24 protein-coding genes and 1 tRNA gene are annotated in these 25,983 nt (G+C 72.8%); 15 read left to right on the forward strand and 10 right to left on the reverse strand.

Going from position 1 to position 25,983, the window contains the following annotated elements; all coding sequences use genetic code 11:
- Positions 1 to 147: 147 nt before the first annotated feature.
- Positions 148 to 1,716, forward strand: coding sequence for a phosphodiester glycosidase family protein (locus QRX50_RS31050; protein WP_285966666.1), 1,569 nt, complete (start codon positions 148 to 150; stop codon positions 1,714 to 1,716).
- A gap of 264 nt (positions 1,717 to 1,980) precedes the next feature.
- Entirely contained in the window at positions 1,981 to 5,622 is a 3,642-nt protein-coding gene (locus QRX50_RS31055; protein WP_285966667.1) for a discoidin domain-containing protein, read from the forward strand.
- Between the two features lie 55 nt (positions 5,623 to 5,677).
- Here QRX50_RS31055 and QRX50_RS31060 read toward each other — a convergent pair whose 3' ends face one another.
- Positions 5,678 to 6,166 (reverse strand): SCO family protein, encoded by a 489-nt coding sequence (locus QRX50_RS31060; protein ID WP_285966668.1) that lies wholly within the window; start codon positions 6,164 to 6,166, stop codon positions 5,678 to 5,680.
- Positions 6,167 to 6,255: 89 nt separating this feature from the next.
- On the opposite strand from QRX50_RS31060, the gene QRX50_RS31065 reads away from it, so the two are divergent.
- The 3 genes from QRX50_RS31065 (at position 6,256) to QRX50_RS31075 (ending at position 8,616) form a co-directional block, all read left to right on the forward strand.
- Positions 6,256 to 6,555 carry a hypothetical protein gene (locus tag QRX50_RS31065; protein WP_285966669.1) on the forward strand — a complete coding sequence of 100 codons (300 nt, stop codon included), beginning with the start codon at positions 6,256 to 6,258 and terminating at the stop codon, positions 6,553 to 6,555.
- A 73-nt stretch (positions 6,556 to 6,628) separates the two neighbouring features.
- Complete coding sequence (locus QRX50_RS31070; protein ID WP_285974614.1) at positions 6,629 to 7,270, forward strand: TetR/AcrR family transcriptional regulator; 642 nt, start codon at positions 6,629 to 6,631, stop codon at positions 7,268 to 7,270.
- A gap of 113 nt (positions 7,271 to 7,383) precedes the next feature.
- Positions 7,384 to 8,616, forward strand: coding sequence for a cytochrome P450 (locus QRX50_RS31075; RefSeq protein ID WP_285966670.1), 1,233 nt, complete (start codon positions 7,384 to 7,386; stop codon positions 8,614 to 8,616).
- On the opposite strand, the gene QRX50_RS31080 is transcribed toward QRX50_RS31075, so the two are convergent.
- Positions 8,606 to 9,166 (reverse strand): TetR/AcrR family transcriptional regulator, encoded by a 561-nt coding sequence (locus QRX50_RS31080; protein ID WP_285966671.1) that lies wholly within the window; start codon positions 9,164 to 9,166, stop codon positions 8,606 to 8,608. The two genes, QRX50_RS31075 and QRX50_RS31080, sit on opposite strands and share 11 nt — an antisense overlap.
- Positions 9,167 to 9,277: 111 nt before the next feature.
- On the opposite strand from QRX50_RS31080, the gene QRX50_RS31085 reads away from it, so the two are divergent.
- The 4 genes from QRX50_RS31085 to QRX50_RS31100 all read left to right on the forward strand — a co-directional run bounded on the left by QRX50_RS31085 (position 9,278) and on the right by QRX50_RS31100 (position 12,728).
- Complete coding sequence (locus tag QRX50_RS31085) at positions 9,278 to 10,126, forward strand: SDR family NAD(P)-dependent oxidoreductase (RefSeq protein ID WP_285966672.1); 849 nt, start codon at positions 9,278 to 9,280, stop codon at positions 10,124 to 10,126.
- Between the two features lie 106 nt (positions 10,127 to 10,232).
- Positions 10,233 to 10,619, forward strand: coding sequence for a YciI family protein (locus tag QRX50_RS31090; RefSeq protein WP_353074011.1), 387 nt, complete (start codon positions 10,233 to 10,235; stop codon positions 10,617 to 10,619).
- Positions 10,620 to 10,668: 49 nt separating this feature from the next.
- A complete protein-coding gene (locus QRX50_RS31095) occupies positions 10,669 to 11,862 on the forward strand; it encodes an RNA polymerase sigma factor (RefSeq protein WP_285974616.1) in 1,194 nt (397 codons plus the stop codon).
- Positions 11,859 to 12,728, forward strand: a complete 870-nt coding sequence (locus tag QRX50_RS31100) for a carboxymuconolactone decarboxylase family protein (protein ID WP_285966673.1) — start codon at positions 11,859 to 11,861, stop codon at positions 12,726 to 12,728. Before QRX50_RS31095 ends, QRX50_RS31100 begins: the two co-directional genes overlap by 4 nt.
- Positions 12,729 to 12,881: 153 nt before the next feature.
- Here the strand turns inward: QRX50_RS31100 and QRX50_RS31105 are convergent, their stop codons facing one another.
- Positions 12,882 to 13,469: a TIGR03086 family metal-binding protein gene (locus QRX50_RS31105; protein ID WP_285966674.1), complete on the reverse strand. Its 588-nt coding sequence runs from the start codon at positions 13,467 to 13,469 to the stop codon at positions 12,882 to 12,884.
- Between the two features lie 67 nt (positions 13,470 to 13,536).
- Positions 13,537 to 14,637 (reverse strand): calcium:cation antiporter, encoded by a 1,101-nt coding sequence (locus QRX50_RS31110; protein ID WP_285966675.1) that lies wholly within the window; start codon positions 14,635 to 14,637, stop codon positions 13,537 to 13,539.
- Between the two features lie 478 nt (positions 14,638 to 15,115).
- Here QRX50_RS31110 and QRX50_RS31115 point away from each other — a divergent pair, with 478 nt between their 5' ends.
- The 3 genes from QRX50_RS31115 to QRX50_RS31125 all read left to right on the forward strand — a co-directional run bounded on the left by QRX50_RS31115 (position 15,116) and on the right by QRX50_RS31125 (position 17,534).
- A complete protein-coding gene (locus QRX50_RS31115) occupies positions 15,116 to 15,250 on the forward strand; it encodes a hypothetical protein (RefSeq protein WP_285966676.1) in 135 nt (44 codons plus the stop codon).
- Between the two features lie 144 nt (positions 15,251 to 15,394).
- Positions 15,395 to 16,357, forward strand: a complete 963-nt coding sequence (locus tag QRX50_RS31120; protein WP_285966677.1) for a TIGR03557 family F420-dependent LLM class oxidoreductase — start codon at positions 15,395 to 15,397, stop codon at positions 16,355 to 16,357.
- A 55-nt stretch (positions 16,358 to 16,412) separates the two neighbouring features.
- The gene (locus QRX50_RS31125; protein ID WP_285966678.1) at positions 16,413 to 17,534 is read left to right on the forward strand and encodes an NAD(P)-dependent malic enzyme; all 1,122 of its coding nucleotides are present in this window, start codon (positions 16,413 to 16,415) and stop codon (positions 17,532 to 17,534) included.
- Between the two features lie 107 nt (positions 17,535 to 17,641).
- Here QRX50_RS31125 and QRX50_RS31130 read toward each other — a convergent pair whose 3' ends face one another.
- The 6 genes from QRX50_RS31130 to selD form a co-directional block, all read right to left on the reverse strand.
- Positions 17,642 to 18,736 carry an Rv2629 family ribosome hibernation factor gene (locus tag QRX50_RS31130; protein ID WP_285966679.1) on the reverse strand — a complete coding sequence of 365 codons (1,095 nt, stop codon included), beginning with the start codon at positions 18,734 to 18,736 and terminating at the stop codon, positions 17,642 to 17,644.
- Positions 18,737 to 18,762: 26 nt separating this feature from the next.
- Entirely contained in the window at positions 18,763 to 20,553 is a 1,791-nt protein-coding gene (locus QRX50_RS31135) for a thiamine pyrophosphate-requiring protein (RefSeq protein ID WP_285966680.1), read from the reverse strand.
- Positions 20,554 to 20,620: 67 nt separating this feature from the next.
- Positions 20,621 to 20,932, reverse strand: a complete 312-nt coding sequence (locus QRX50_RS31140) for a DUF3618 domain-containing protein (RefSeq protein WP_285966681.1) — start codon at positions 20,930 to 20,932, stop codon at positions 20,621 to 20,623.
- Positions 20,929 to 21,342, reverse strand: a complete 414-nt coding sequence (locus QRX50_RS31145) for a phage holin family protein (protein ID WP_285966682.1) — start codon at positions 21,340 to 21,342, stop codon at positions 20,929 to 20,931. The genes QRX50_RS31140 and QRX50_RS31145 overlap by 4 nt, the downstream gene beginning before the upstream one ends.
- Positions 21,343 to 21,425: 83 nt before the next feature.
- Positions 21,426 to 21,629, reverse strand: coding sequence for a DUF2795 domain-containing protein (locus QRX50_RS31150; protein WP_285966683.1), 204 nt, complete (start codon positions 21,627 to 21,629; stop codon positions 21,426 to 21,428).
- Positions 21,630 to 21,768: 139 nt separating this feature from the next.
- Positions 21,769 to 22,761 carry a selenide, water dikinase SelD gene (selD, locus tag QRX50_RS31155; RefSeq protein WP_285966684.1) on the reverse strand — a complete coding sequence of 331 codons (993 nt, stop codon included), beginning with the start codon at positions 22,759 to 22,761 and terminating at the stop codon, positions 21,769 to 21,771.
- Between the two features lie 63 nt (positions 22,762 to 22,824).
- Here selD and QRX50_RS31160 point away from each other — a divergent pair.
- The 3 genes from QRX50_RS31160 (at position 22,825) to selB (ending at position 25,933) form a co-directional block, all read left to right on the forward strand.
- Positions 22,825 to 22,916 (forward strand) — tRNA-Sec (locus QRX50_RS31160).
- A 15-nt stretch (positions 22,917 to 22,931) separates the two neighbouring features.
- Positions 22,932 to 24,221, forward strand: coding sequence for an L-seryl-tRNA(Sec) selenium transferase (gene selA / locus QRX50_RS31165; protein ID WP_285966685.1), 1,290 nt, complete (start codon positions 22,932 to 22,934; stop codon positions 24,219 to 24,221).
- Positions 24,212 to 25,933, forward strand: a complete 1,722-nt coding sequence (gene selB, locus QRX50_RS31170; RefSeq protein ID WP_285966686.1) for a selenocysteine-specific translation elongation factor — start codon at positions 24,212 to 24,214, stop codon at positions 25,931 to 25,933. The genes selA and selB overlap by 10 nt, the downstream gene beginning before the upstream one ends.
- Positions 25,934 to 25,983: the final 50 nt, after the last annotated feature.

The raw sequence follows: 25,983 nt of genomic DNA on the forward strand, positions 1-25,983 counted from the left end.
GGCCCGCACATCGGAAGTCCTACGGACAAAGTACGTACGTATCCGGTTCGGCAGAGGTTCACCGCGCCTCCAGCCGCCGGACAGGTCCGGGTCGATCGCGCCGGGTGGACTCACCCGGATCCGCTTGAGGCAAGGGAGAAACCCACAGTGTTCACCTCGTCACGCGCTCGGCGCGTGTTCGCGGCAGCCGTCGTCGTCGCAGGGGCGGCGGCGGTTCTCACGCCGGCCGCCGACGCTTCGGTGCCCGGTCCCGCCGGCTACACCTGGACCACCGACGCGGTCGCGCCGGGCGTCACCGTGCGCACCGGGGTGCTGAGCCGCACGGCCCACCCTCCGTTCTGGACGGTCACGATCACCGCGCCGGCCAAGAACGTCCTCACCGGCGCGGCGACGACCGCCGAGCTGGGCACGGCGGCCTGGGCGCGCGACACCGCCGCCAAGCTGGCGGCGGCGGGCTATCCGGCGCGGCAGGACACCGTGCGCTGGCCCGGCTTCTCCGACACCCCGCACGGAGTCGAGGGCGTGCGCGTGCGTACCGGCTCGTACCCGACGCAGGCGGCGGCCACCGCGGCCGCGGCCACGCTCAAGGCGGCCGGGTTCAGTGCCGTGGCGGAGTGGACCGGCTACGACGCCGACCAGGCGCCCGACGCCGAACGCGTGCACGTCGCCGTGATCGACCGCGGCCGGTTCCGCGGCAGCATCGAGGCGACCCACGACGGCACGGTGGCGCAGCGCGAGACCACGTCGTCGATCGCCGCGAAGACGGGCGCGCTCGTGGCCGTCAACGGCGGGTTCTTCGTGACCGCCGACGCCGACGGCTTCCAGGGCGTGCCGGCCGGGCTCGCCGCGTACGACGGCCACCTCGAGTCGCAGTCGTCCGGCGCCCGCGCGGCGCTGGTCCTCGGCCACCGCGGCGACGTGTCCATCGAGAACCTGACGTCCACGGTGACGCTGCGCTCCGGCGCGGCGGCCCACGCGGTCGGAGGCGTGAACCGCAAGCCCGGTGTCGTGCGCGACTGCGGCCGGCCCGGCCTGACGCCGACCACGAAACCGCGGCAGGACTTCACCTGCACCACCGCCGACGACCTCGTGCTCTTCACCGCCGAGTTCGGCGCCGCCCTGCCGACCGGCGCGGGCACGCAGGTCACGCTCGATCGCAACGGCCGCGTGCTCACCGTGGGCGCGCGCGGTGGCGCGGTGCCCGCCGGCGGTTCCGCGGTGCAGGGCATCGGTCCGGCCGCCGGCTGGCTCGCCGCCCACGCTGTGGCCGGCCGCAGGCTGACCGTCGACGAGCACGTGCGCACCGCGTCGGGCCGGCCGCTCGACCTCCGCGCGGGCGACGGCATCGTCAGCGCGGCGCCGGTCCTGCTGCGCCACGGCCGCCAGGCCATCGACGCCGCCACCGAAGGCGTGCTCGACCCGAAGGACCTGTCGTTCGGGTACGCCTGGGCCGAGCAGCGCCAGCCGCGCACGATGGCCGGGCTCGACGCACAGGGCCGCCTGCTGCTCGTGACCGTCGACGGCCGTCAGCCCGGCGTCAGCGAAGGCGTGACGATCGAGGAGGGTGCGCAGCTCATGCGCAGCCTCGGCGCGGTGGACGCGCTCAACCTCGACGGCGGCGGCTCCACCGCCATGGCCGTCGGGGGACAGCTCGTGAACCATCCGTCGGACGCCACGGGTGAGCGGCCGATCGGCGACGCGGTGCTCGTGCGCTGACCCGTCCGGCCGGGCGCGTCCGCTCCATCCGGATGCGCCCGGCCGGACAAACCGGGCCCCTCGGCTTTCCCCGCGGCTCGGAACGACCGGCACCCTCTCAGCTTCCGACATCGATGTCAGCGCGGTCCATTCCTGTCTCTCTTGTCTTCTTGACGGTCGGGTGAACGGCCGGGAAGCTTCCTGGCAACGTTGTCACCCGTCGACGTCGACGCCTGCGGTCCCCGCGTCACGTGGACGGGATTTGCCTCGAGAGCGGGAGATCCCATGACGTTGGACCAGAGCGGCGCGCCGGGCGCGGATTCGGCACTGTCGCGCCGGGGCGTGCTGACCGCCGGTACCGGGTTGCTGGCCGGGTTCGGCCTGACGGCGGTGCTGCCCGGCGTAGCCTCGGCGGCGCCCACGTCCCCGGCGGTGCCGGACGGGCACAGCTCGACCGATCTGGCCCTGTTCCGCCCCGTGCAGGTGTCCTCCACCGACTACGCGGCCACCCCCGCCGAGTTCGCGGTCGACGGCCTCGCGCAGGTCGGCGTGCAGGGCTCCGGCTGGCGCGCGGCCTCGGGCGGCTCGCAGTGGATCATCGTGGACTTGCAGGGGCGCTGCCAGGTCGATTCCGTGGTGCTCACGTTCGAGGCCCGCCCGGGGGACCCGGCGTTCGACCCGACCGCCTCGCGCAGCAACACGAAGGGCACCGAGGTCCAGTCGAGCTACGCCACCGTGTTCGACCTCGACGTCTCCCAGGACGGCAAGTCCTGGCGGACCGTCCACAGCACCGCGCAGGGCACCGGCGGTGTGGTGACCATCCCGTTGAAGCCGGCCGTCACCGCGCGCTGGGTCCGTCTCGCGAGCTCCGCCGGCTCGACCACGAACCCGTTGGGGCTCAACGGGTTTCAGGTCTACGGCGCTACGCGCGACAGTCGCCCGGCCGTGCGCGGCTGGACGTCGTTCCCCGTGCGCGGGCACGACAACCCGCCGGCGCTGGCGGTGGCCGCCGACGGCTCCGTGCCGTTGGAGTCAGGCTGGGTCCTCACCATGCAGGACTGGGCGCCGAGCACCGACGGCGCCGTCCTGTCCGGCAACTCGGTCGACACGCGCGGCTGGCTGCCGGCGTCGGTGCCGGGCACCGTGCTCGGCTCGCTCGTCGAGCAGGGCCAGCTGCCCGACCCGGCCAAGGGCATGGGCAACATGCACATCCCGGAAGCCCTGTCACGGCACTCCTGGTGGTACCGCCGCACGTTCTCCGTGCCGCGTGGCCTCGACACCTCCTCAGGCCGGCACGTGTGGCTCGAGTTCGACGGCGTCAACCACGAGGCCGACATCTGGCTCAACGGCGCCCACGTCGGCAACCTGGCGCACCCGTTCGGCCGCGCCGCTCTCGACGTCACGGCCGCGCTGCGCCGCACCGGCGACCAGAACGTCGCGGTGAAGATCGCGCCGATGCCGTTCCCCGGCAGCCCCGGCGACAAGGGTCCGGCCGGCCAGTCCTTCGTGGACGCGGGCGGCACGATGTTCGCCAACTCGCCCACGCTCGTCGCGGTGTCCGGCTGGGACTGGATGCCCGCGGTGCGCGACCGCGCGTCCGGCATCTGGAACCACGTCCGGCTGCGCTCGACCGGCGCGATCGTGGTGGGCGACGCCCGCGTGGACACCAAGCTGCCGAACCTGCCCGCGACCGACGTCGCCGAGGTGACCATCACGGTCCCCGTCCGCAACGCCGGTTCGGTGGCCCAGCGCGTGAAGGTCACCGCGGCGTTCGACGGCATCTCGGTGTCCAGCACCGTCACCGTCGCCCCGGGTGAGGAGGGCGCGGCGGTGTTCGCGCCGTCGGCGTTCGGTCAGCTGCGGATCAAGAACCCGAAGCTGTGGTGGCCCAACGGCTACGGCGACGCCACCCTGCACGACCTCACCGTGACCGCCGCCATCGGCTCCGCGGTGAGCGACCGCAAGAGCCTCAAGTTCGGCATCCGCCAGATCACCTACACCTACGACCAGCCGGTGACGCCCATCGACGGGGCCGCGGACCAGACCGTCGACTTCCCGGCGCAAACCGCCCGCTACCTGCGGCTGCAGTGCGACAAGCGGTCCGCCGGCTGGGGTTTCTCGGTCTACGAGATGTCGGTGCTCGACAGCGCGCACCCGGACACCGACCTCGCGCTCGGCAAGCCGGCCACCGCGTCGACCACGGAAGACGACAACCCCACCATGACCCCGGACCACGCCGTCGACGGCGACCGGACCACTCGCTGGGGTTCGGCGTGGAGCGACAACCAGTGGCTGCAGGTCGACTTCGGCAGCCCGGTCACCTTCGACCGGGTGGCGCTGCACTGGGAATACTCGTACGCGATGACGTTCCGCGTGCAGGTGTCGCAGGACGGCGAGACGTGGACCGACGCGCTGGCCGTGGACAACTCGCCGAAGCCGCTGACGTTCATCGTCAACGGCGTCAAGGTGTTCTGCCGCGGCGGCAGCTGGGGCTGGGACGAGCTGCTGCGCCGGATGCCGCCGGAGCGCGTGGACAACGTCGTCGCGATGCACCGCGACATGAACTTCACCATGCTGCGCAACTGGATCGGCTCGTCCTACCGCGAAGAGCTGTTCGAGGCGTGCGACCGCTACGGCATCCTCGTGTGGACGGAGTTCTGGGACGGGTTCTCCACCGACCCGGCCAACCACGACATCTTCCTGGCCCAGGCCAAGGACACCGTGCTGCGCTACCGCTCCCACCCGTCGGTCGCGGTGTGGTTCGGCTGCAACGAGGGCAGCCCGCCGTCGGTGATCGACCAGGCGCTGCGCTCGATCGTCACGGAGAACACGGACCTGCTGTACCAGAGCAACTCCGCGGGCGGCGTGATCACCGGCGACGGCCCCTACCGCTGGCTCGACCCGAAGCAGTACTTCACGGGTGAGGCGACCGGCGGCAAGGCCGGCTTCTGGAGCGAGATCGGCATCCCGACGGTGTCCGTGGTGGAGAGCATGCGCAACCTCGTCGGCGACGGCGACGCGGGCTGGCCGATCGGCGCGCCGTGGTTCCTGCACGACTGGTCCACGCAGGGCAACCAGTCGCCGCAGACCTACCTCGCGGCGATCGACGCGCGGCTCGCGCCCTCGTCGAGCCTGGCGGAGTTCTGCCGCAAGGCGCAGTTCGTGAACTTCGAGAGCATGCGCGCGATCTTCGAGGCGTGGAACTCGAAGCTGTGGAACGATGCCACCGGCGTGCTGCTGTGGATGTCGCACCCGGCCTGGCACAGCACGGTGTGGCAGACCTACGACTACGACCTCGACGTGAACGGCAGCTACTACGGCTCCCGCAAGGGCTGCGAGTCGCGGCACGTGCAGGCGGACCTCACGACCTGGCAGGTGCGGGCGATCAACCACACGCCCAACGCGTTGAGCGGCATGACCGTCACCGCGCAGTTGCACGGCCTCGACGGCAAGCCGCTGGGCGCCGCGCAGACGCAGAAGGTCGACGTGGCCCCGATCTCGGGCACGGCCGCGTTCACGGTGCCGTTCGGCGCGGACCTGCCGGCGCTGCACCTGCTGCGCCTGACCATGACGGATGCCCACGGCGCCGTCGTCTCGGAGAACACGTACTGGCGCTACCAGGCGGACACCGCGATGCGCGCGCTCAACCAGCTGGGGCGCACGCAGCTGTCGACGAGCCTTCGCTCGGCGGGCAAGGGCGGTTACACCGCGACTATCCGCAACACGGGCAAGACCGTGGCCGCGATGGTGCGGCTGTCGCTGCGCGAGAACAACGGCAAGGACCGCGTGCTGCCGACGATCTACGGCGACAACTACTTCTGGTTGCTGCCAGGGGAGTCCCGCACGGTCACGGTCGCGCCGCGGCGGTCCGTGAAGTCCCCGCGGCTGTCGGTGGAGGCGTACAACGTGCCGGCGAAGCTGAGCTGACTTCCGGTTGCCGGGGCCTGCTCACGAGGTGGCCCCGGCAACTGGTCTCAGCGTTTCAGACCACGGCTTCGCGCAGCCGTTCGGTGTACTTCTTGTCGTCGAGGCCGTCGGTGAGGTGCGTCGCGTAGGCGCCCTCGGGGTCCAGCACGTAGGTGATGGCGGTGTGCGGCACCGCGTAGCCGTCGGGGTCCCCGGGATCGTCCTTGCGGCGCGCGAAAACGCGGAAGGCGCGCTTGGCCCGCTCGATCTGCTCCGGCGTGCCGGTGAGGCCGGTGAAACGCGGGTGGTCGCCTTCGAGGTAGGCGCGCATCACCTCGGGACTGTCACGCTCCGGGTCGACGGTGATGTACAGCGGCTGGATCTTGTCGGCCGTCGGACCCAGCTCGTCCAGCGCGGCCGTGAGGCGGCCGAGCGCCCGCGGGCACACCATGCGGCAGTGGGTGAAGCCGAAGAAGACCGTGACCCACTTGCCGCGGTAGTCCTGCTCGGTCACGGCCGCGCCGTGGTGGTCGACGAGGCTGAAGGTGGCGTCGATCGGCGTCACGCCGGATCCTCCCTGTCGTGCTGGTTGTCGCGCACGGTGACGCTACTCCGCTGGGAATCGGCTTCAGCGCCCCGGATTACCCTGTTTTCGTGGCCACCGACGCGCGTCACCGCGCTCTGGCCGAACGCGGCGACCCACCCGTCCGGACGCTGCCACCGGAAGCCGCGCGGCTGCTGACTTCACTGGCCGCCTGCGCGATTGGCCGCTCACCTCGTGCGGTGCACGACGTGGCGTGGGATCTGACCACGTGGCTCCTGCGGTCCTACCCGACGGTCGGCTTCGACCGGGCCGCGGTGCTGTTCGGTGCGGCGACCCACGACATCGCGGCGTGCCCCGCAGGACTCCCCGTTCCACGTGCCGCGCAGCCTGGTTTAAATTCAAGCGCTTGACTTAACTTGCGAAGGTCCGGTTGACTGATCACGAACCGCAGGTGCGACGCGGGGAGGAGCAACGGTGGCCGGAGTGACCGGGAAGGCGATCCGCGCGGAGACGACGCGGGAGCGGATCCTCGCCACGGCCGAGCGGCTGTTCGCCGAGCACGGCGTGTACGCGGTGTCGAACCGGCAGATCAGCGAGGCCGCGGGGCAGGGCAACAACGCCGCCGTGGGCTACCACTTCGGCGCGAAAGCCGACCTCGTCCGCGCGATCGCCCACAAGCACGCCGAGGGCATCGAGGCGATCCGGACGCGGATGGTCGCGCGGGTCCCCGGCGACGCCGGCGTGCGCGACTGGGTCGAGTGCCTGGTGCGGCCGGCCACCGACCACCTGGCGGCCCTGCGTGCCCCGACGTGGTTCGCGCGCTTCGCCGCGCAGGTCATGACCGACCCCGCACTGCGCGGGATCATGATCGAGGAGGCGCTGAGCGCCCCGGCGCTGCACCGCATCCTCCACGGCCTCGACACCTGTCTGCCCCACCTGACCCCCGCCGCCCGCGCCGAACGCGACGCCATGGCGCGCCTGCTGATGGTCCACACCTGCGCCGAACGCGAACGCGCCCTCGCCGAAGCCGCCCCCACCCCGCGTCCCGACTGGTGCAGCGCCGGCACGGGCCTCGTCGACGCCATCGTCGGCCTCTGGCTCGCCCCCACCACCGATGCCCGCTGACGCTCGCGCCCGTCTGCCGGAGACAACGCGGGCAAGCGGCAAGCGCACCCGGCCGGCCACTCCACCACCGTCCACTTCAGACCGACAAACGCCCACCCCGCCGCGGAGGACGCATGACGAGCACGCTGGACCAGGCCACCCCGGGCGCCGACGAGGTGCCCGAGTTCCCGATGGCCCGGGCGGCCGGGTGCCCGTTCGACCCGCCGCCGCGGGCGCGCGAGCTGCAGGAGGCGGGGCCGCTGGCGCGGGTGCGGCTGTGGGACGGCAGCACTCCGTGGCTGGTGACGCGGTACGCGGACCAGCGGGCGCTCCTCGCCGACGCACGGGTGAGCGCGGACATCACGCGGCCGGGTTACCCGAGCCCCGCGCCGCTGCCGCCCGGTGGGTTGTCCATCAGTTTCATCCTGATGGACAACCCGGAGCACGCGCGGTTGCGCCGGATGGTCACGGCGCCGTTCACGGTGCGACGGATCGAGGCGCTGCGGCCGGCCGTGCAGAAGATCGTGGACGACTCGCTCGACGCGATGCTCGCGGGGCCGAACCCGGTGGACCTCGTGGAGGCGTTCGCGCTGCCGGTGCCCTCGCTGGTGATCTGCGAGCTGCTCGGCGTGCCCTACCGCGACCACGACTTCTTCCAGACCAACAGCAAGGTCATCATCAAGCGCGACGCCGATCCGGCCGAACGCACTGCCGGGCACCGCGCGCTGCTGGGGTACCTCGACGACCTCATGGGGGAGAAGCTCGCCCGCAGGCAGGACGATCTGCTGTCCGGGCTCGCCGACCGCGTCGAGGCCGGGGAGCTCACGCGCGCCGAGGCCGCGCAGATGGGCGTGCTGCTGCTGATCGCGGGCCACGAGACCACGGCCAACATGATCGCGCTCGGCACGCTGACCCTGCTGCGCCACCCGGACCAGCTCGCCCTGGTCCGGGAGACCGACGACCCGGCCGTGATCGCCGGCGCGGTCGAGGAACTGCTGCGCTACCTCACGATCACGCACAACGGCCGCCGCCGCGTGGCGATCGAGGACATCGAGATCGCCGGCGAGACGATCCGCGCGGGCGAGGGCCTGATCATGGCCAACGACATCGCCAACCGCGACGAGAGCGTGTTCCCCGACCCCGACGGGCTCGACGTGCGCCGCCCGGACTCGCGCCGGCACGTGGCGTTCGGGTTCGGCGTGCACCAATGCCTCGGGCAGCCGCTCGCGCGCGTGGAGCTCCAGGTCGTCTACAACACGCTCTACTGGCGCGTCCCCACGCTCGCCCTCGCGGCCGACCTGGACGAGATTCCGTTCAAGCACAACGGTTCCGTGTACGGCGTGTACGAGCTGCCCGTCACGTGGTGATGCGAAGCCCTGCCAGGACGACGTCGAGGTAGGGCTCGGCGGTGCGGCCCGTCGCCGGGTCCTTCGGCAGGGCGCCGACGAGGGTGAGCACCTGCGTCGCCGTCACGTCGGGCCGCACGTGGCCCTCGGCGCGGGCGCGGTCGAGCAACGCGGCGAAGCTCGCCTTCATCGGAGCGCACGTGGCGGCGACGGGGGAGCCGTCGTCGGCCAGCCCGTCGCCGACGTGCCCGCTCATGCCCGGGTACTCGGTGGCGGCCCGGTCGTAGAGCCGCAGCCACTCCGGGAGCCGGGTGGCGCCGTCGGGCGCGTCGAGCAGTTCGCGAGCGCGCGCGTCGAGCAGCTCCGCGCTGTCGCGCATGATCGCGGCGAACACGTGCTCACGCGACGGGAAATGCCGGTACAGCGTGCCGCGCCCGACTCCCGCCTCCTGCGCGACGATCTCCAGCGGCGCGTCCGTGCCCAGGCGGGCGAAGACGTCCTTCGCGGCTTCGAGGAGCACGTCGTAGTTCCGGCGCGCATCGGCGCGCTGGCGTTTGGCCGGACTGGTCACGTCCCGAGTATATCCGGACACCGTGTCCGCTATCACCGTGACAACCGGACGTCGTGTCCATATCGTCGGTGGCAGGAAACGGACACGATGTCCGGATGGAGAGGAGATCCCATGGCTCCCGTGATCGCCGTGGTCACCGGCGCGAGCCGCGGCGCCGGCAAAGGCATCGCCCTGGCGCTGGGCGCGACCGGCGCCACGGTCTATGTCACCGGCCGCAGCGCGAAACCCGGCGACTCGCCCCACGGCGGCACGGTCGCCGACACCGCGGCCCTGATCGACGAGGCCGGCGGCACCGGCGTGCCCGTGGTCGTGGACCACGCCGACGATGAGGCCGTCGCCGCCCTGTTCGCCCGCGTCGCACGAGAGCGCGGCCGGCTCGACATCCTCGTGAACAACGCCGCGAAGGTCGCTGAGCCGATGCGGCCCGGCGGGTTCTGGGCCAACCCGATCGAGGCGGCCGACCTGATCACCGTCGGCCTGCGTTCGCACTTCGTCGCCGCCCACCACGCCGCGCCGCTGCTGCTGGCCAACGGCCGCGGTCTGATCGTCCACACCGGTCACTACGGCGCCGTCTCCTACCACCAGGGCCCGGCCTACGGCGCGCAGAAAGCGGGCGCGGACAAGATGGCGGCGGACCTGGCGAAGGACCTGCGCCCCCACCACGTCGCCGCCGTCTCGATCTGGATGGGCGGCCTGCGCACCGAACGCGCCGAGGCCCACCTCGCGACGCTCCGGCCGGCGGCCCGGACCGCCGTTCCGCGCGAGTCCCCGCAGTTCACCGGCCGCGTGATCGCCGCGCTCTACGCGTCGCCCCACCTGATGGCCTACTCGGGCCGCACGCTCATCGGCGCGGAGCTCGGCGCGCGGCTCGGGGTCACCGACGTGGACGGCACCGCCCCGGTCAGCCGCCGCGACGAGCTGGGCGCGCCTCCCGAGCCGCACCCGTCGCTGCTCGGCTGACCCGGCCCGAAGAAACTTTCGCCACGCTCGCCGCGCCGTGTCGAGTTACGGTCGGGCTGTTCGTCATCCTCTTCGGACGAGCTGGACCAGATGAGGCGGAGGACACGTGCAGTACATGCTGCTGATCTACAACTGTGTACGCCCCGAACCGGGCGATCCCGGGTTCGAAGAGGCGGTGGCGCGGGTGAACGCGTTCGCCGACGAGTGCCGGCGCCGCGGCGTGTGGGTGGAGGGCAAGCCGCTGCAGCCGGAGTCGACGGCGACGACCGTGAGCGTGCGCGACGGGCGCACGTTGATCACCGACGGCCCGTTCGCGGAGACCCACGAGCACCTCGGCGGGTTCTACCTGTTCGACTGCCGCAACCTCGACGAAGCCCTCGAGCTCGCCGCGCTGTGCCCGATGGCGGAGGAAGGGTCGATCGAAGTACGACCGGTCGTCGGGATCCCGGGTGTGAGCCACGCGCCGGTCGACGCGGCGGCCCCTGCTGAGTGAGCCGGCCGCCGCCGCAGTGGAGCGGGTATACCGCGCGGACCGCGCGCGGATGCTCGCCGCGCTGATCCGCGTGCTCGGCGACTTCGAGCTCGCGGAGGACGCGTTGCAGGAGGCGTGCGCACTCGCCCTGCGCAAGTGGGCTGCCGTGCCCGACGACCCGGTCGCGTGGCTGCTCACGGCGGCGCGCAACAACGCGATCGACCGCCTGCGCCGCGCCCGCCTGGGCCGGGAGAAGCTCGCGGTGATCGGGGTCGAGCCGGAGGAGGTGCCGATGTCCGACTTCTCCGATCGGCGCCTGCTCGAGGTGGGCGACGAACGGCTGAGCCTGATCTTCACCTGCTGCCACCCGGCGCTCGCCGAGCCGGCGCGCGTCGTGCTGACGCTGCAGGCCGTGGTCGGACTGACGGCCGGGCAGATCGCACGGACCTTCCTCATCGGCGAAGCCACGCTGGCGCAGCGGCTGGTCCGGGCCAAACGCAAGATCCGCGACGCCGGCATCACGCTCGAAGTTCCGCCTGATCATCTGCTGCCCGAACGGCTCGCCGGTGTGCTCGCTGTGGTGTACCTGATTTTCACCCAGGGCTACACCGCCGCGGCCGGCTCGCCCGAGCACACCGCGCTGCGTCAGGAGGCGATCCGGCTCGCCAAGCTCGTGGCCACGCTGATGCCGGACGAACCGGAGGCACTCGGCCTCGTCGCCGTGCTGCTGCTGCACGATTCGCGCGCGGCGGCGCGGCACGACAACGAAGGTGACGTGGTGCTGCTGGAAGACCAGAACCGGACGCGGTGGGACCGCGGCGAGATCGCGGAAGCCCTCGGGCTGCTGGACCGCGCGCTGCGTCACGGCGAGCCCGGGCCGTACCAGGTGCAGGCTGCGATCGCCGCGCTGCACGCGCAGGCGCCGTCGGCCGAACTCACCGACTGGGCGGGCATCGCGGGCCTCTACACACGGCTGCTGGAGCTCACGCCTTCGCCCGTCGTGGCACTGAACCAAGCCGTGGCGGTCGCCATGGCGCAGGGCCCGGCCGACGGGCTCGCGCTGATCGACCGCATCGACGGTCTCGAGCAGTACCACCTGATGCACGCCGCGCGCGCCGACCTCCTGCGCCGCCTCGACCGGCGCGCCGAAGCGGCCACCGCCTACCGGCGCGCCCACGAGCTCGCCCACACGCCGGCGGACCGGCGGTTCCTCGCCCGCCGCCTGCTCGACCTCGACTCACACACTCCTGGGGAGACACCGTGAGACTGTCTATTCTGGAGCGCGGCCACCGCCGTCGCGCGAAGCTGTTCCTCTCGGCCACGTCCGCGATGTCCCGAGTGGACAGTCCCGACATCGTGCGGACGCTGCTGTACCGGCCGGAGTTCATGACCCGCGCGCTGCTGGACCTCACGGCGCCGGCCATGCGCGGCCCGTCGTTCTGGACGGCCGGCGAACGCGAGTACCTGGCGATGGGCACGGCCAAGCTGCACGAGTGCCCGTTCTGCATCGTCACCCACGCGGAGCTCACGCGCATCGCCGGCGAGGGTGCCCTGGACCCGGACGAACCGGCGTCCGCCCGCCCGGAACTGCGGGCGGTCCGCGCCTTCCTCGACACCGTTTCGCGGCCGGGCGGCGAGCCCGACGCGTCGCTGGTCGCCGATGTGCCCGCGCCGGCCGTGCTGGAGGCGCTGCGCGTGAACCTGGTGTGGGACGTGGTCAACCGCCTGGCCAACGCGTTCGGCTTCGAGCTGCGCGACGGCCAGCTGGAGAGCGGCACCCGGTCGCTGCACCGCTTCGGGTACCGCTTCCCCGGCTTCCTGCTCTCCGGCGGCACGAAGACCGACCACGGCGACGTCGTCGAAGACCTCCGCCACGTGGTGGTCGAAGCGCGCGGCGGCACCGACCGGGCCCTGCGCGCGGCGCTCGTCGCGGGCGATTCGGTGGCCGAACCGTGGCAGACCTACGCCGACACCGTCCGCACGGCGTCCTACCGGGTGACCGATGCGGACGTCGCCGCGCTGCTGGCCGCGGGCCACACCGAGGAAGAGGTCTTCGAGGTCACGGTCGCGGCCGCGGTCGGCGCGGCACTGGCCGCGTTCGACCGCGGCCGGAAGGCGCTCGGGGATTGACCCGGCGCGGGCCGGTGCACCGCCTACTCGATCTGCTGGCCAAGCGGGTTGCCGAACGGCTCGGCCAGCTCTTCGACCCGGCTCGAAATGCGCCAGAATCCCCGAGAGCGAGCCGGTGGGTGTGTCCACAGCGGACACACCCACCGGCGGGCGTCACGCGGCGACCGGCTCCCAGGCCGCCCGGCCGAGGAAAGCCAGCATCCGCGTCTGGTCGTCGGAGCCGGGCGGCGGGGTGAGTTCCGGGCCGAAGAAGCCGGGGGCGCGCACGGCGTGCGCGCGGGCCCAGTCGAAGGCGGCTGTGACCGTGCCGGGGTCGAGGCGCACGTCGGCGCCCAGCGTGTGGCCGATGTCCCACGCGTGGGCCACCAGATCGGTGGTCAGCAGGCTCACCACCGCGGCGACCGGCACTTCGCCGAGGCCTGGGATCGTGGTGTTCCGCGTCAGCGCCTCGGGGGTCAGCGCCGCGAGGCAGGCAGCACGGGCTTTCCGCCAGGTCGTGAGCGGGTCGTCGCCCGCGATCGGCGCGGGGTGGGGCGAACCCGGTGCGCCGGAGCGGTCGGCGTAGTCCTCGCCGGTGGCCCAGGCGCGCAGCTGGTGCTGGCCCCAGACCGCGTGGCCCGCGAGGTCGCGCACCGACCACTCGGGGCACGTCGAGCGCGTTTCCCAGCGCTCGGCCGGCACCACGGCGAGCATCGCGTCGAACTCGTCCTGCGCCTGCCGGTACAACGCCAAAGTGTCCATCGTCCGTCCTTTCCACGAGGTCCTTGCACCCCGAGGACGAACGAGCGTGGCCCGGCTCGACAGTGGCCTAGGGACTGGCGGCGAGGAACACGAACGCCGCGAACAGCACGAGGTGGACGCCGCCCTGCAGCCGCGTCGCGCGGCCCGGCACCACGGTGAGGCCGCCGACCACGACGGTGATCACCAGCAGCACGATCTGCGTGGGGTCCAGGCCCAGCAGCAACGGCCCGCTGAGCCAGATCGACGCGAGCGCGATCGCCGGGATCGTGAGCCCGATGCTGGCCATCGCCGAACCCAGCGCGAGGTTCAGGCTCACCTGCATGCGATCGCGCCGCGCCGCGTTGGTGGCGGCGAGCGTCTCGGGCAGGAGCACGAGCAGCGCGATCACCACGCCGACGAACGACTGCGGGAACCCCAGCGCCGCCACGCCGGCCTCGATTGCCGGTGACTCCACTTTGGCCAGCCCGACCACCGCCACGAGCGCCACCAGCAGCAAGCCGAGACTGAACAGCGCGGTGCGGGTGGTCGTCGGCTTGGCGTGGGAATCCTCTTCGACCACGGCGCCCTTGTCGTCGATCGGCAGGAAGAAGTCACGGTGGCGCACGGTCTGCGTGACCACGAAAAGCCCGTAGAGGATCAGCGACGCGAGGGCGGCGAACCCCAGCTGCCCGGGGGAGAACTCGGGGCCGCTGCGGGAAGTCGTGAACGTGGGCAGGACGAGGCTCAGGGTGGCGAGCGTCGCGACGGTGGCCAGCGCGGAGCCGGTGCCCTCGGCGTTGAACACCGTCGTCTTGCGCCGCCACGCGCCGACCAGCAGTGACAGGCCGAGGATGCCGTTGCACGTGATCATCACGGCCGCGAACACCGTGTCGCGTGCGAGTGAAGCCGTTTTCGGGCCACCGGAGATCATGAGCGTGACGATGAGCGCCACCTCGATCACCGTGACGGCCACCGCCAGCACGAGTGACCCGAACGGCTCGCCGACGCGGTGCGCCACCACCTCCGCGTGGTGCACCGCCGCGAGCACCGCGGCCGCCAGCACCACCGCGACGATGATCACCGGCACCGTCCCGAGCACCCGCCCCCATGTCGCCGCCAGCACGACCACCGCGACCGCCGGGGCGATCGTCGTCCAGCGCAACCAGGGAGAACTCGTCCGGGAAGCCATGGAAGGCAGCTTCGCAGATCACCCCGCGAATCGCCCCTGCAGCGCGCCACGCCGGGTGACGGCGAACCGGGTGAAAGCGCGATCCAGAGGGCGGCGCGATCGGGGCGACGGCGAGATCGAGGGTGACTAGGCGGTTCGTGCGGCGCGGCGAGATCCGAGCGGTGGAGATCGCGTTCGCCGGTGACGCCTTCCGGGGTGAGCGCTTCGCCGCACTCCGCGCAGCACACTTCCGGCCGCAGCACGGCACCGCAGCTGTGGTGGAACGTCATGATGTTCTCGGGGTCGGTGCGCGCGTGCCAGGAACCCCAGTCACGGATCGTGTGCAGGAGCCCGAGTACACGATTCCGTGCCTCGCCTACGAAGAGGGCGAGGACAAGGACATCGACTACGTGGTGCGCACCATCCGGGATCCAGTCTGGCGGGCGGATCGCGGCGTACCTGGCGGAGTCGCCGATGCACGGGATGCTCAGCTACTACAATGGGGTACCCGGGTCCGCCCTGCGGCGCACCCGCGCCGGAGGACACCTCGGAGTTCGTCTACCGGGTGCCCACCCTGATCGTGTGGGGGCTGGAGGACCCGTACTTCTCGCTCAAGCACCTCTCCAGCCTGTAGGACTGGTTCGCGCAGTCGTACCGGTTCGTCTCCGTGCTTCGGGGAGGGCGGCCGGTTTCACCCGGCGCGGAACGGGCAACCCCGGGCGCAGGAAGGGTGGACCGGAGGCGGTTCGCCACGACGCGACCGAGCGGGGGACACCGCATGCGCATCGGCTACACGTTGATGACCGAGCAGGCCGGGCCGAAGGAGCTGGTCGCCCACGCGGCCGGGGCGGAGCGGGCGGGCTTCGACTTCGAGGTCTGCAGCGACCACTACTCGCCCTGGCTCGCGGAGCAGGGGCACGCGCCGTACGCCTGGAGCGTGCTCGGCGCCGTGAGCCAGGTGACCGAACGGGTGGATCTGATGACGTTCGTGACCTGCCCGACGATGCGGTACCACCCGGCCGTCGTCGCGCAGAAGGCCGCGACGATCCAGCTGCTGTCCGACGATCGGTTCACCCTCGGCCTCGGCGCGGGGGAGAACCTCAACGAGCACGTCGCCGGGCAGGGCTGGCCGCCGGTGAACGTGCGCCACGACATGCTCGCCGAGGCCGTGCAGATCATCGGCGGTCTGTTCGACGGCGGGTCGTTCAACTACGAGGGCAAGCACTTCCGGGTGGACTCCGCGAAGCTGTGGGACCTCTCGCCGACGCGCGTGCCGATCGGGATCGCCGTGTCCGGCAAGCAGTCCGTGCACCGGTTCGCGGCGCAGGCGGACGTGATGATCGCGGTCGAGCCCGACCCGGCGCTGTGCGGCGAGTGGGACGCCACCCGCCTCGGCCCGCCGACGCGCAAGGTCGCCCAGCTGCCCGTGTGCTGGGATCCGGATCGCGACGTGGCCGTCCGGCGGGCGCACGACCAGTTCCGCTGGTTCAGCGGTGGGTGGAAGGTCAACTCGGAGCTGCCGGGGCCGGCCGGGTTCGCCGGCGCGACGCAGTTCGTGCGCCAGGACGACGTGGCCGCGGGGATTCCGTGTGGTCCGGAGGTCGGGCCGATTCGGGAAGCGGTGCGGCAGTTCGCGGACTCGGGGTTCACGGATCTGGCGTTGATCCAGATCGGTGGCGACCGGCAGGAGGAGTTCCTGGCTTTCGCGGAGAAGGAGCTGTTGCCGGCTCTGCGGGAGTAGCCGCCGGTGAAAAGCCGGCAGATTTCCCGGTGGCCGCACGGGGTATCCGGCCGGCATGAGCTGTAGCCGTGGAAAAGTGGAGATCTCGACCAGGGTCCGCCTCGACGGACCCGAGGACCTGGCGAAGGAGTACACGCCCGGGGTCGCCGAGGTGGCCGAGCGGGTGGCCGACGACCCGTCCGCGTTGATGCGCGAGACCGTGAAGGCCAACTCGGTCGCAATCGTGTCCGACGGTTCGGCGCTGCTCGGCCTCGGCGACCGCGGCCCGGCCGCCGCGCTGCCCGTGATGGAGGGCAAGGCGGCGCTGCTGAAGCGGTTCGCCGACGTCGACGCGTGGCCGATCTGCCCGGTCAGCCGGGACCCGGACGACCTGGTGCGCACCGTGAAGGACCTCGCGACCTCGTTCGGGGCGATCAACCTCGAGGACATCGCCGCGCCGAGGTGTTTCACCGTCGAGCGCCGCCTGCACGACGAGCTCGACATCCCCGTCTTCCACGACGACCAGCACGGCACCGCGGTCGTCGTGCTCGCCGCGCTGCACAACGCGATGAAGCTGACCGACCGCGAGCCCGCCGGCACGTCCGTGGTGATCTCCGGCGCGGGCGCGGCGGGCAGCGCCACGGCCCGGCTGCTGCGCGAGGCCGGCTACGAGCGCATCGCCGTCTGCGACAGCCAAGGCGTGCTGCACCCCGGCCGCGACCTCGTCGGCGAGAAGCGCTGGCTCGCCGAGAACACCAACCGCGACAGCGCCGTCGAGGGCAGCCTGCGCGACGCGCTCTCCGGCGCCGACGTCTTCATCGGCGTCAGCGCCGGCGGCCTGCTCGGCGAAGACGACATCGCCGCGATGGCCGAGCGCGCGATCGTGTTCGCGCTGGCCAACCCGGACCCCGAGATCGACCCGGACCTCGCGGGCAAACACGCGGAGATCGTGGCGACCGGCCGCAGCGACCACCCGAACCAGATCAACAACGTGCTGGTGTTCCCGGGCGTCTTCCGCGGCCTGCTGGACTCCGGCGCGCCCCGCGTCACCAGCCGCATGCTCCTCGCCGCGGCCCGCGCTCTCGCCGACGTCGTCGCCGACGACCTCACCCCGCAGCGCATCGTGCCCACGGTCTTCGACGACGGCGTGGTGGACGCCGTCGCGGGCGCGGTGGCGGGGGCGGCGAAGGAGGATTGAGACGCAGCGAAGGGCCGGCCGGAACGACGTGTCCGGCCGGCCCTTCGTCCTGCCTGGTGTCCGGGCGGCGCGGGCACACCCCGCCGCGTGCCCGCACCGCCCGGGGGTCACGGGTGGCGCAGCAGGGCGGCGAACCCGCCGGGCAGGTCGAGGCGCTCGTCCATCACCACGACGTCGGCGCCGACGGCCACGGCGGCGTAGGGGAGGGCCTCGTCGGCGCGGTGTGGCGCCGCTTGGGGCGCGCCGAGGGCGGCCAGCCGAGGCGCGGCGACGCCGACCTGGGTGGGTTCGCGGCCGGTCAGCACCTCGGCGTCGCCGGGGTCGCCGACGAGCAGCGTGGCGACATTGGCCTCGGACAGCGCCGCTGTGACGGCCTCGAGGCCGCTGACGGCGAGGCCGGAACCGCGCCCGACCTCCGCGCGGAAGCGGTCGGCGAGATCGTCCAGCTCGGCGAGGTGGCGGCCGGCCAGCAGCTCGTGGACGTGCTCGTCCAGCTCGGCGCGGTCGGCACCGGCCGCGCGGCCCCCGGCGTCGGTCTCCTCGGTGATCGCGCGCACGGGCTCCGGCAGCAGGCCCAGCAGCTCGGCGCGGGCCTGCACCTCGCCGGCCAGCACGACCAGGCGGGCGCCGGTCCGTTCGACCGTCTTGGCCACCGAGGAGGCGACGTCCTCCAGGTTGTGCCGCACGGCTTCCTCGGTGCGGTGCTGCAGGTTCCGGTGCCCGGGACCGCCGCCGCGGACCTTGTGCACGTCGTCCTCGGGGCCCTGCACGGTTTCCTCGCGCACCGTGCCGTCGGGGTGGTGCACCTCGACGTCCGCGCCGTGGCGGTCGACGAAAACCACCAGGTGCTCGGGTGCGTCCTCGGCGTGCGTCACCACCGGCAGGAAGTACGGCAGGTCCGAGTACCGCGCCTCCTGCGCGGCGGGCGGCGCGGCGAGCCGGCGGTCGGCCACGATCTCGCCGTGCGCGGCGATCAGGCTCCGCCCGGCCGGGCCGACGGCCGGGGGAGCGGCTTCGATCGCGTCGACGATCGCGGCGACCGTCGCCGGGTCGGCGTCCTGTTCGGACAGCGCCCCGTTGATCTCCTTGAGCCGCAGCCGAAGCTGCTTCGCCGCGTCCTCGGTGTCGTGTGACTGGTCGAAGTGGACCGAGGCGAACGGTCCGCTCGCTGTCGTCAGGGGGCGCAGGTCGTGCGTGTCCACAAGGGACTCCTTTCTGGTGCCCGGGATCAGGTGCGCGTCGGCAGGAGCTCCTGGACCTTCGTCTTGAGGCCCTGGGCGACCAGGTGCCACGCGTGGGGATCGCCCTTGAGCACCGATTCGGTCATGGACTTGATCTGCTCGAACGTGGCGTGCGGCGGGATCGGCGGCACCTCCGGGTCGCACCGCACGTCGAGGACGGTGGGGACGTCGGCGTTGAGCGCCGTGGTCCAGGCGTCGCCGAGCCGCTCGGGATCGTCGACCGCGATGCCGCCCAGCCCGATGCCGCGGGCGAAGTCCGCATAGGACACTTCGGGCAGCGACTGCGACGGCCCGAACTTGGGCGCGCCGCCCATCGCACGCAGCTCCCACGTGACCTGGTTGAGGTCACCGTTGTGGAAGACGCAGATCACGCACCGCTGGTCGGGCCACAGCTCGCGGTAGCGCGCGAGGGTGAGCAGCTCGGCCATGCCGTTCATCTGCATGGCCCCGTCGCCCACGAGCGCGATGACCGGGCGGTCGGGGTGCGCGAACTTGGCGCCGATCGCGTACGGCACCCCCGGGCCCATCGTCGCCAGCGTCCCCGACAGCGAGGCGCGGATCCGGCCGCGGATGCGCAGGTTGCGGGCGTACCAGTTCGCCGTCGAGCCGGAGTCGGCGGTGACGATGGCGTCTTCCGGGATCCGCTCGGACAGCTCGTGGACGATCCGCATCGGGTTGATCGGGTCCGCCGCCAGCATGGCCTGCCGGGTGACGGTGTCCGTCCACTCGGTCACGTTCTTCTCGATCCGTTCACGCCACGCGCGTTCGGTCTTGCGCTCCAGCAAGGGGAGGAGCCGCTCCAAAGTGGACTTGGCATCGCCGAGAAGGGTGACCTCGGTGGGGTAGCGCAGGCCCAGGAACCGCGCGTCGAGGTCGATCTGCACGGCGCGCGCCTGCCCGAACGGCGGCAGGAACTGGCTGTACGGGAAGCCGGAGCCGACGATCAGCAGGGTGTCGCAGTCGTGCATGAGCTCGTAGCTCGGGCGCGTGCCCAGCAGGCCGATCGCGCCGGTGACGTACGGCAGGTCGTCGGGCAGCACGTCCTTGCCCAGCAAGGCTTTCGCCACGCCCGCGCCCGTCAGCTCGGCGACCTCGCGGACCTCGGTCACGGCGTTGCGTGCGCCCTGGCCGAGCAGGATCGCGACCTTTTCGCCGGCGTTGAGCACCTCGGCCGCCCGCGTCAGCTCCTCGTCCGGCGGCACGACCTTCGCGCGCGGGTGGCCGGGCGGGCTGGAGGGCACGTGCTTGAACTCGTGCCCGGGCGGCGAGTACGGCAGCTCCTGCACGTCCGCCGGGATGATCAAGGCGGTGGGAGCCCGCTGCGCGAGCGCGGTGCGGATGGCGCGGTCGAGCGCGTTGGGCAGCTGCTCCGGCACGTTGACCTCGACGAGGTACTCGCTCGCGACGTCCTTGAACAACGACTGCAGGTCGACTTCTTGCTGGTAGCTGCCGCCCATCGCGCTGCGCGCGGTCTGGCCCACGATCGCCACCACGGGCACGTGGTCGAGCTTGGCGTCGTAGAGGCCGTTGAGCAGGTGGATCGCGCCGGGCCCGGACGTCGCCACGCACACGCCGACGCGTCCGCTGAACTTCGCGTACCCGACGGCCTCGAACGCCGCCATCTCCTCGTGCCGCGCCTGCACGAACCGCGGCTCGTTCCCCGCGGCGCCGAATGCGGTGACGAGGCCGTTGATCCCGTCTCCGGGATAGCCGAACACCTGCTCGACGTCCCATTCGCGCAGCCTCTGCAACACGTAGTCCGCAACGGTTGTGGTCATGCCGCCCGGGTACCGCGGTGTGCACGCGGGCAAACATCCGCGGGGCCCGTGATCGGCAGCGTCGCGCTCAGTCTTCGTGCGAGCGCCGGCGCAGGATGAGCCGCAGCACGACGATCAGGCCCAGCAGGCTCGCGAAGACCGGGACCGGGTTGGCGCGCACGGTGTCGGCGCCGTGGCGGAACTTCGCGGCCGTCGGTTCGCCGACGACCGTGCCCACCTTCGCCTCGGCCTGGTCGAGCCGGTCGTCGATGCCCTGCTTGATCTTCGGGCGCACGTCGAGCTTCTGCTCGAGGGTCTCCAGCGTCTGCGCCAGCTCGGCACGCGTGGCGTCGCGGTCGATGCGGACCTCGTCCGGGGTCTCCGGGAACTCGCGGTTCACGATCGCACCTCCTGCCGCACGACCTCGACGTCCTCGCGGACGCCCTCGATGGCTTCCCGCGGCACCGGCGGCGTCGCGTTCTTGATCTGGGTCCGCCCGACGAGCGCCGAGATCCCGGCGACGACGAACAACGCGCCCGCGACGACCAGTGCCGACGCCCATCCGGGCAGCACCAGCGCGAGCGCCATGATCGCGGCGGCCACCAACGCCCCCGCACCGAACAACGCGACGAGCCCGGCAGCGCCGAACAACCCGGCACCCACTCCCATCCGCGTGCTCTTCTGCTTCAGCTCGATAACCCCGAGCCGGACCTCATCGCGCACCAGCCGTTTCACCTGGTCGCTGAGGTCGGAGACCAGCTCGCCGAACGAGCGTTCCTTCGGCGGAATCGGCTGCACCTCTTCGGTCACCACAGCACCTCCATCGTCGCTTCGCGCTCCGGCGCGGGCCGCCGGGTGATCCCCGGGTTCCCGCTCTCGCAGCGGCTCAACCTTCAGCGGGCGCGGATCGCGTCGAGCGCCGAGAAGACACTGTCGAGGTCGTCGTAGCGGTCGTCGCGAGGCAGGCCGCCGAGCGGCCCCAGCACGTCGTCGCCGCACCCGGCCGCGCTGGCGTGCCGGAGCAGCTCCGCGCGGCCACACGGGTAGGTCACGCCTTCGAGGTGGCGGGCCAGTGCGGGATGGTCCGGAAAGGACATTCGCGCCTCCTTCGTTCGCCGGTGTCTCCGTACGGGGTACCCCGCGGAACGGATCTTCATCCGGCGGGATCCTCCTGGCCGAGCGGCACGCCGAACGTCGGCTCACGAGCGAGCGGTCTTGCCGGGCGGGCGCGCCGAGTCAGCCGACGACGACGGTGTGCTCGCCGGCCGGCACGAGTTCGCCGATCACCGGGTAGCCGGGGACGTCACCGGCGATCAGGAGGCCGCCCGAGGTCTGGGCGTCGGCCAGGAGCAGGGCTTCGTCCTCGGACACGCGGGAGAGGTCGGTGTGGGGGCGGACCCAGTCGAGGTTGCGGCGCGTGCCGCCGCTGACGTGGCCGGCGGCGAGGGCTTCGCGGGCGCCGTCGAGGTACGGGACGGCGGCCGGGTCGAGGCGGGCGGTGACGTGGCTCGCGCGGGCGAGCTTGTGGAGGTGGCCGAGCAGGCCGAAGCCGGTGACGTCGGTCGCGCAGGTGGCGCCGGCGGCGAGAGCGGCGCGGGAGGCGTCGGCGTTGAGCGTGGTCATGGTGGCGACGGCGTGGTCGAAGCGTTCGCCCGTCGCCTTGTGGCGGGAGTTGAGCACGCCGACGCCGAGCGGCTTCGTCAGCGTGAGCGGCACGCCCGGTCGGCCGGAGTCGTTGCGCAGCAAGCGGCCCGGGTCGGCGATGCCGGTCACGGCGAGGCCGTACTTGGGCTCGGGGTCGTCGACGCTGTGCCCGCCCGCGAGGTGGCAGCCGGCCGGGCCGCAGACGTCGAGGCCGCCGCGCAGGACCTCCGTGGCGAGCTCGAACGGCAGCACCCCGCGCGGCCAGCCGAGCAGGTTCACGGCGACCACGGGAGTGCCGCCCATCGCGTACACGTCGGACAGCGCGTTGGCGGCGGCGATGCGGCCCCAGTCGTACGGGTCGTCGACAACGGGGGTGAAAAAGTCGGTTGTCGCGATGAGGGCCGTGCCGCCGGAGATGCGCACCGCGGCCGCGTCGTCGCCGTCGTCGAGGCCGACCAGCAGCTCGCCGGGCGAGTTGACGGGGGACTTGCCGGTGAGGCCGCGGACCACGTCCTCGAGCTCGCCGGGAGGGATCTTGCACGCACAACCGCCGCCGTGGGCGAATTGCGTCAGCCGGTATTCCACGCGCCCCATCGTGCCCGGGCTGCGGACGCGCCGCGACCTTGGCAGGATGGCGGCATGCTCCAGGGAGGCGTCTCCGGCCTGGTGGCCGGCGCGGTCTTCAAAACCGTCGGGCGGCAGACGCTGTCGCCGGCGGGTTCGATTCCCGTCCGCCTCCGCCGGGAGCGCCGCGGGTGACCGATCCGCGCCGGGCCGTGCCCCGCACCGACGCGCTGCTCGCCGACCCCCGCATCGCCAAGGCCGCCGAGCCGCTCGGTCGTGACCTGGTGAAGTCCGTCGTCACCGCCGCGCAGCAACGGGTTCGCGAGGGCCTGCTCACGCCCGAGGCGATCGTGGACGACGTCCTCGCCCACCTGCCCGGGCACGCCACTTCACTGCGGCCGGTCGTCAACGCCACCGGTGTCGTGGTGCACACCAACCTTGGCCGGGCGCCGTTGTCACGGGCGGCGGTGGACGCGGTCGCCGCGGCAGCGGGGGCCACGGACGTCGAGTTCGACCTGACCACCGGCCGGCGCGCCCGCCGGGGCCGCGGTGCGCTCGCGGCCCTGGCCGACGAGGTCCCGGCGGCCGGCGGCGTGCACGTGGTGAACAACAACGCCGCCGCGCTGCTGCTGTGCGCGCTGGCGCTGGCGCCGGGCCGCGAGATCGTGGTCAGCCGCGGCGAGCTCGTCGAGATCGGTGACGGTTTCCGGATCCCCGACCTGCTGGCCTCGACCGGCGCGCGGCTGCGCGAGGTCGGGACGACGAACCGCACGCACCTGGCCGACTACGCCGGCGCGATCGGCCCCGGGACCGGGTTCGTGCTCAAGGTCCATCCGTCGAACTACCGCGTCACCGGCTTCACGGCGGAGGCCTCCGTGGCGGACCTGGCCGGGCTCGGCGTGCCGCTGGTCGTCGACATCGGCTCCGGGCTGCTCGCGCCGCACCCCCTGCTGCCGGACGAACCCGACGCGGCCACGGTCCTCGCCCAGGGCGCGCACCTGGTCACCGCGAGCGGCGACAAGCTCCTCGGCGGCCCGCAGGCCGGCCTCTTGCTCGGCGACGCGGCGCTGGTGGAGCGGCTGCGCCGGCACCCGGCGGCGCGGGCGCTGCGCGTGGACAAGCTGACGCTGGCGGCACTCGAGGCGACCTTGCGCGGCCCGCTGCCCCCGGTGCGGGAAGCGCTGCGGATCCCGCTGCCGGAGTTGCGCGGCCGCGCGGACGAGCTCTGCGCGACGCTGCGTGCGGCCGGAGTGGCCGCCGAGGTCGTCGAGTCGGCGGCCGCCGTCGGGGGCGGGGGAGCACCCGGGGTCGAGCTGCCGAGTGTGGCCGTCTCGTTGCCCGCGCACTACGGCGAAGCGCTGCGGGCCGGGCAGCCACCCGTTGTCGGCCGCGTGGTCCGCGACCGCTGCCTGCTGGACCTGCGGACCGTCCCGCCCGGCGACGACGCCACGATCGCGGCCGCGGTGCGCCGGTGCGGGTGATCGCCACCGCCGGCCACGTGGACCACGGCAAGTCCACGCTGGTGCGGCGGCTCACCGGGATGGAACCCGACCGCTGGGCGGAGGAACGCCGCCGCGGCCTCACGATCGACCTCGGCTTCGCGTGGACGCGGATCGGCGACGAGGAAGTGGCGTTCGTCGACGTGCCCGGCCACGAGCGGTTCGTCCCCACCATGCTCGCCGGTGCCGGACCGGTGCCCGCCGTGGTGTTCGTGGTCGCGGCCGACGAGGGCTGGAAACCGCAGTCGGCCGAGCACCTCGCCGCGCTCGACGCGTTCGGCGTGGACCGCGGGCTGCTCGTGGTGACCAAGGCGGACCGCGCCGGCCCGGGGCCCGCCACCGCGGCGGCGCTGCACGAGATCTCCGCGACCTCGCTGGGTCCGGTGCCCTCGGTCGCGGTCAGCGGCACGACCGGCGCCGGGTTCGACGAACTGCGGGCCGCACTCGGTGAGCTCGTCGCCGGGTTGCCGGCCCCGGACGCCGACGCCGACGTGCGCCTGTGGCTCGACCGGGCGTTCACGATCCGCGGCGTGGGCACGGTCGTGACCGGGACCCTCGCCGCGGGCACGATCACGACCGGCGACGAGCTGGACCTCGAAGGTGCCGCCGTCACGGTCAGGGGGATCGAGGCGCTGGGGGAGCCGCGCGACCGAGTCGCCGGCGTCGCGCGGGTGGCGTTGAACCTGCGCGGGGTCGCCCGCGAGCAGGCCCGGCGCGGCCACGCTCTGCTCACTCCCGGAGCGTGGCTGACGACGACCGAAGTGGACGTCCGCCTGCGCGGTACCCGGTCCGCAGACCTGCACCAGTCGCTGGTGCTGCACCTGGGCACCGCGGCCGTGCCGGCGCGGGTCCGTCCACTCGGGACGGACACCGCACGGCTGACGCTGCGGACTCCGCTGCCCCTGCGCGTCGGCGACCGGGGCCTGGTCCGCGACCCGGGCGCGCACCTCATCCCCGCCGGGGTCGAGGTGCTCGACGTCCGGCCGCCCGAGCTGAGGCGCCGGGGCGCCGCTCGCGCCCGAGGCGACGAGCTGACCCGCGAGCCGGCGCCGGCCCATCTGGAACGGCGAGGTTTCGTCAAGGCGACGGAGTTCCGGGCGATGGGTTTCGCGCCGGCGGGCGAGCAGGTGGGTGAGTGGCTGGTGGATCCCGCCCGGCTCGCCCACCTCAAAGCGGTGGTCCGCGAGGAGGTCGCCGCCTGGACCCGGGAGCATCCCGTTGCGGCGGGCATGCCGGAAGAGACCCTGCGGCAACGGCTGGAGCTGCCCGCGCCGGAGCTCTTGCCGCCGTTGCTCACCGGTCTCGAAACCCGTACCGGGCTGGTGCGCCTGCCCGGCACCGGCCTCGAGCCGCGCGTCGCGGAGGCCGTCGCCGAACTGGACAAGAAGTTCGCCGAGCACCCCTTCCGCGCCCCCGAGACCGATCACCTCCGTGAGCTGGGGCTGGGCCGGCGGGAACTCGCCGCCGCCGTCCGCCACGGCCGCCTCACGCTGCTGGCCGAGGGCGTCTACGTCGCCCCGGGCACGGAGGAACGGGCCGCGGAGGTCCTGACGAGCGTCGCCCAGCCGTTCACGGTCGCCGACGCCCGTCGCGCCCTCGACACGACCCGCCGGGTCATGGTGCCGCTGCTCGAACGCCTCGACGCGGCGGGCGTCACCGAGCCCCTCGGCGACGGCACCCGCCGGGTGCGGTGACCGGGTTCGGCCGTCCGGGGGTAGCCGCACCCCGCACGGGTGAGCAACCT

The sequence above is a fragment of the Amycolatopsis sp. 2-15 genome (assembly GCF_030285625.1).
GTDB lineage: Bacteria > Actinomycetota > Actinomycetes > Mycobacteriales > Pseudonocardiaceae > Amycolatopsis > Amycolatopsis carbonis.

Bases quoted from the DNA above. Each gene is read 5' to 3' on its own strand.
- QRX50_RS31055 (WP_285966667.1), top strand. From the start codon at position 1,981: ATGACGTTGGACCAGAGCGGCGCGCCGGGCGCGGATTCGGCACTGTCG.
- QRX50_RS31075 (WP_285966670.1), top strand. From the start codon at position 7,384: ATGACGAGCACGCTGGACCAGGCCACCCCGGGCGCCGACGAGGTGCCC.
- QRX50_RS31085 (WP_285966672.1), top strand. From the start codon at position 9,278: ATGGCTCCCGTGATCGCCGTGGTCACCGGCGCGAGCCGCGGCGCCGGC.
- QRX50_RS31095 (WP_285974616.1), top strand. From the start codon at position 10,669: ATGCTCGCCGCGCTGATCCGCGTGCTCGGCGACTTCGAGCTCGCGGAG.
- QRX50_RS31105 (WP_285966674.1), bottom strand. From the start codon at position 13,469: ATGGACACTTTGGCGTTGTACCGGCAGGCGCAGGACGAGTTCGACGCG.
- QRX50_RS31110 (WP_285966675.1), bottom strand. From the start codon at position 14,637: ATGGCTTCCCGGACGAGTTCTCCCTGGTTGCGCTGGACGACGATCGCC.
- QRX50_RS31115 (WP_285966676.1), top strand. From the start codon at position 15,116: ATGGGGTACCCGGGTCCGCCCTGCGGCGCACCCGCGCCGGAGGACACC.
- QRX50_RS31120 (WP_285966677.1), top strand. From the start codon at position 15,395: ATGCGCATCGGCTACACGTTGATGACCGAGCAGGCCGGGCCGAAGGAG.
- QRX50_RS31125 (WP_285966678.1), top strand. From the start codon at position 16,413: ATGAGCTGTAGCCGTGGAAAAGTGGAGATCTCGACCAGGGTCCGCCTC.
- QRX50_RS31135 (WP_285966680.1), bottom strand. From the start codon at position 20,553: ATGACCACAACCGTTGCGGACTACGTGTTGCAGAGGCTGCGCGAATGG.
- QRX50_RS31150 (WP_285966683.1), bottom strand. From the start codon at position 21,629: ATGTCCTTTCCGGACCATCCCGCACTGGCCCGCCACCTCGAAGGCGTG.